Below are 3,844 nucleotides of genomic sequence, written 5' to 3'. Positions count from 1 at the left end.
ACCCAAAAGGTAGCGCCTAAAATATATGTATGCAAAGTTAAGTAAGGTAAATAATAGAATATATATTTAATAAATTATGGTGTAATAATGGATATTGATAATCGCAGTTTTAAGTTAGATATTTTATTTTGGATTTTTATATTTGCTTCATTGAGTTCTATATTTGCGAGTCAGAATACCGCTGTTATAAATATCAGAGGTAACGAATACGTTGATCATGTAGGTCAGTTAAGGTAGATACACATCTTGTCGTATGATCAAATGGTTTCGCCAAAAATCAATAACCAGACAACAAGATGTGCGAACTCGATATTTTACACGACTCTCTTTACCAATTCTGCCCTGAATTACACTTAAAACGACTCAACAGCTATTCGTGAGCAAAAACGGCTTATGGTATTGCGAGCTTCAGTCGCACTACACGGTCGTTCTGTTACTCTTTATGAGAAAGCGTTTCCGCTTTCAGAGCAATGTTCAAAGAAAGCTCATGACCAATTCTTAGCCGACCTAGCAAGCATTCTGCCGAGTGATACGACACCGCTCATTGTTACTGATGCAGGCTTTAAAGTGCCATGGTATAAATCCGTTGAAAAGCTAGGTTGGTACTGGTTAAGTCGAGTCAGAGGGAAAGTGCAATATGCAGATTTAGGTGCGGAAAACTGGCAACCTATCAGCAACTTACATAGCATATCCTCAAGTCGCTCAAAGACTTTAGGCTATAAGAGGTTGACTAAGAGCAACCCAATTTCATGTCAAATTGCACTGTATAAATCTTGTCCTAAAGGCCGAAAAAATCAGCGTTCGACACGGACTAGTTGTCATCATCCGTCACCTAAAATTTACTCGCGTCAGCAAAAGAACTATGGGTTCTGGCGACTAACTTACCCGTTGAAACTCGAACACCCAAGCAACTTGTTAGGATCTACTTGAAGCGAATGCAGATTGAAGAAACATTCCGATACTTGAAAAGCCCTGCGTACGGATTAGGGCTGCGTCATAGCCGAACGAGCAGCCCAGAGCGCTTTGATATCAGGCTGCTTCAACTGACATTTTGGCTTGCTGGAGTTCATGCACAAAGACAAGGCTGGGGTAAGCACTTTTTAGGCTAATACCGTCAGAAATCGGAATGTACTCTCAACAGTGCGCTTAGGCATGGAAGTATTACGGCATTCTGGCTACACAATAACGAGGGAAAACTTGCTAGCACCTGCAACCATTCTTGGTTAAAGTTTATTCAAGCATAGTTGGGCATTGGGAAAATTATGAGGGGATATCTCAGAACAATGAATGAAAGAGTTTTCCTACAGAGTTGTTGCTCTTGGACTACATCGTTCGTGCTGAGTACAGTGGATACTATGTCGACTTCCGGGAGGTTCTGATCTTCCATTTTCTTAATTATAGTTAACTCAATAGGTTTAGAGATGAAAAAGTTAAATATGGCTTCTGTAACATCTTTTTTTAGTTTATCGTCAGCGCTAATGCTTGCTGCCTCTCCGGTTCATGCTGAGAATAACATTCATTTCTCTGGGGAGATAACCAACCAAACCTGTAGTGTAGTAGTTAATGGTAACGCCAATGGCAACCCGATTATTAACTTAGATCCTGTTAATGCATCTAGTTTGAGGGAGGCTGGTTCAACTGCAGGTAGAAAAGAATTCACTCTTGGAGTAAACGGCTGTATCGCTCCTGATGATATTTTGATTTTGTTGGTTAACCTTCAACCTCATAGTCTAAGTGGGCCTAATAATGAGATTGGTTTTCAAACAACTATTGGAAATATGGGGTCAGCTAAAAATGTTGATTTACAAATTTTAGATTTTGTACACGAAAAACCTATTTATTATTCTAATGGTAATAATGTCGGTTTATACCAAGGTTCTATTATTGTTCTTGCGGGAGAAACGTCGGGCAGTAGTCGTTATAGCGTAGAGTATATTTCCCACCAAGGTGATGCAGCGCCAGGTACTGTTATTGGCGCAGTTCAATATTCTATTACTTATGCGTAGTTGTTAGCTCTTAATTTCTGTTATCTTATAAAATTTTATGAGAGATTTTTTATAAAAGTTAATTATTTACTTTATCTATCTAAGCACTAACTTAAAGTACACAATATTTCAAACTACTATCTAGAAAAGAAATTTCCTACATTCTTGCAGGTGTTGAGCTATGTTTCTTGAGTGGTAAAGGCTAGATAATGAGCGGTATGTACACTGGCTGTGCGCGGTTTAATTAAATTATATTTTACTTAATAGGTTTCATAATGAAAAATTTAATGGTAGTTCGTGTTGCCTCTCTTTTTAGTTTATCTTTAGCGTTGATGTTTGCTGTGGCTCCTGTTTATGCTGACAATAAGCTCTATATTTCAGGTGAGTTAACTAACCAAACTTGCATCCTTTCGGTTGATGGTAGTGCGAATGGCAACCCGATTGTTAATTTAGAGCCTGTTCATGCATCTAACTTAAAAGATGCAGGTTCAACTGCAGGTAGAACAGAATTTACTCTTAGCGTCAGCGGTTGTATTCCTACTGATGACGCTATGGCATTGATGGTTAATCTTCAACCTTATTACCTAACAGGTCCTAATAATGATTTTGGAAAACAGAGCACGATCGGAAATATCGGCTCAGCTAACAATGTCGATTTGCATATTTTACATCCACATGATGGAACACCTATTTATTATGATGGTCCAAATATATCAGCGAATGCTGGTTTAATCCTTGTTAGACCAGGAGAAACCTCTGGAAAGACTACCTATAGTGTAGAGTATGTTTCTCACCAAGGTGGTGCGACACCAGGCACTGTTGTTGGTAGAATTCAATACGCTATTAGTTATTTGTAATTAAGATTTTTTATTTTATATGCTAAGCTTTGTATTAGCTCAGCTTTTGAACATTAGTAAGTGAATGTTAGGTTTTAAATTGAAAAGAATATTATTTGCTTTTATTAGTCTATTATCGTTTAACTCTATGGCTAAGCCAAATACAATACAATTTCTTGGGGCAACAAGTAACCAAACTTGTGTTATTGAGGTTAATGGTTCGAATAGCAATCCAGTAGTTTTATTAGAGACGGTTACCGTAAATGACTTGGTTTTACCTGCATCTTATGCGGGTGAGAAGTGGTTTGAGTTATCATTAAGAGATTGTATCCCATTACAGGTTGATGATGTTTATCTAACTAAATTAGTTGGAAATGCCACATCAGAAGGGAACTTAATTAATGCTGCAGGTGATGCTGAGAATGTTGCTTTGCAATTATTAAACAGCAATAAAGAGCCGATTGAACTTTATCAGCCAGCAGTTTTAGAAATAGATATGCCGACTGGGGCTGATAAGGGGAAGTTAAGACTTGGAGTGCGTTATCTTTCGGAAGAAGGTAACGCAACCGCTGGAAGTGTCATATCTAATCTACAGTATTTAGTTACTTATAATTAGAAAAAAGCTTCAATGATACTGAATAGTGGCAAGTAAGGTATTCTTATTTACTCTTTTTTTATCAATAAGTTGTATTTTTGTATGTGTCTGTCCAAGGTTATTTACATGGCTATTAGCGGTTAAGTCTGTATAGGTTAATGCCTTCTCTTTACCACAGATCAAACCGCTAGCACTGCTCTTGCAGGTACTTTCAACGATGCTACCAACGAAAGTTATCGAGCCACTACCAACTGGAACAGAAGAATAGACGTTTGTAGTGGTGATACAACCTATTGATATTATCAATAAAGACAATTTTTTAAATATATTCATACGATTCACCATGCAAGTTTCAAGTTTAAAACTAGAATTATTATGTCGTAACTATGTTTTCCTATACTTATTATAGATCAAAAAAACAATAGTAC

General features: G+C 37.3%; 4 protein-coding genes and 1 pseudogene. 4 read left to right on the top strand and 1 reads right to left on the bottom strand.

Annotated features, from left to right (window positions below):
* Positions 1-296: 296 nt before the first annotated feature.
* The 4 genes and pseudogenes from CAG58_RS09920 (at position 297) to CAG58_RS09905 (ending at position 3,437) form a co-directional block, all read left to right on the top strand.
* Positions 297-1,227: pseudogene (locus CAG58_RS09920) on the top strand (IS4 family transposase).
* Positions 1,228-1,421: 194 nt separating this feature from the next.
* Positions 1,422-2,006 carry a fimbrial protein gene (locus tag CAG58_RS09915; protein WP_161439737.1) on the top strand — a complete coding sequence of 195 codons (585 nt, stop codon included), beginning with the start codon at positions 1,422-1,424 and terminating at the stop codon, positions 2,004-2,006.
* Between the two features lie 254 nt (positions 2,007-2,260).
* Positions 2,261-2,842 carry a fimbrial protein gene (locus CAG58_RS09910; RefSeq protein ID WP_161439736.1) on the top strand — a complete coding sequence of 194 codons (582 nt, stop codon included), beginning with the start codon at positions 2,261-2,263 and terminating at the stop codon, positions 2,840-2,842.
* A gap of 79 nt (positions 2,843-2,921) precedes the next feature.
* Positions 2,922-3,437 (top strand): fimbrial protein, encoded by a 516-nt coding sequence (locus tag CAG58_RS09905; protein ID WP_161439735.1) that lies wholly within the window; start codon positions 2,922-2,924, stop codon positions 3,435-3,437.
* 9 nt (positions 3,438-3,446) lie between these two features.
* Here the strand turns inward: CAG58_RS09905 and CAG58_RS09900 are convergent, their stop codons facing one another.
* Positions 3,447-3,749 carry a hypothetical protein gene (locus CAG58_RS09900; protein ID WP_161439734.1) on the bottom strand — a complete coding sequence of 101 codons (303 nt, stop codon included), beginning with the start codon at positions 3,747-3,749 and terminating at the stop codon, positions 3,447-3,449.
* Between the last annotated feature and the right edge of the window lie 95 nt (positions 3,750-3,844).

This window comes from Vibrio sp. V31_P5A7T61 (assembly GCF_009904895.1).
In the GTDB taxonomy this organism is placed as follows: domain Bacteria; phylum Pseudomonadota; class Gammaproteobacteria; order Enterobacterales; family Vibrionaceae; genus Vibrio; species Vibrio metschnikovii.
The sequence above is the reverse complement of the archived record's forward strand: the minus strand, read 5'-3'. Positions and strand labels throughout refer to the sequence as shown.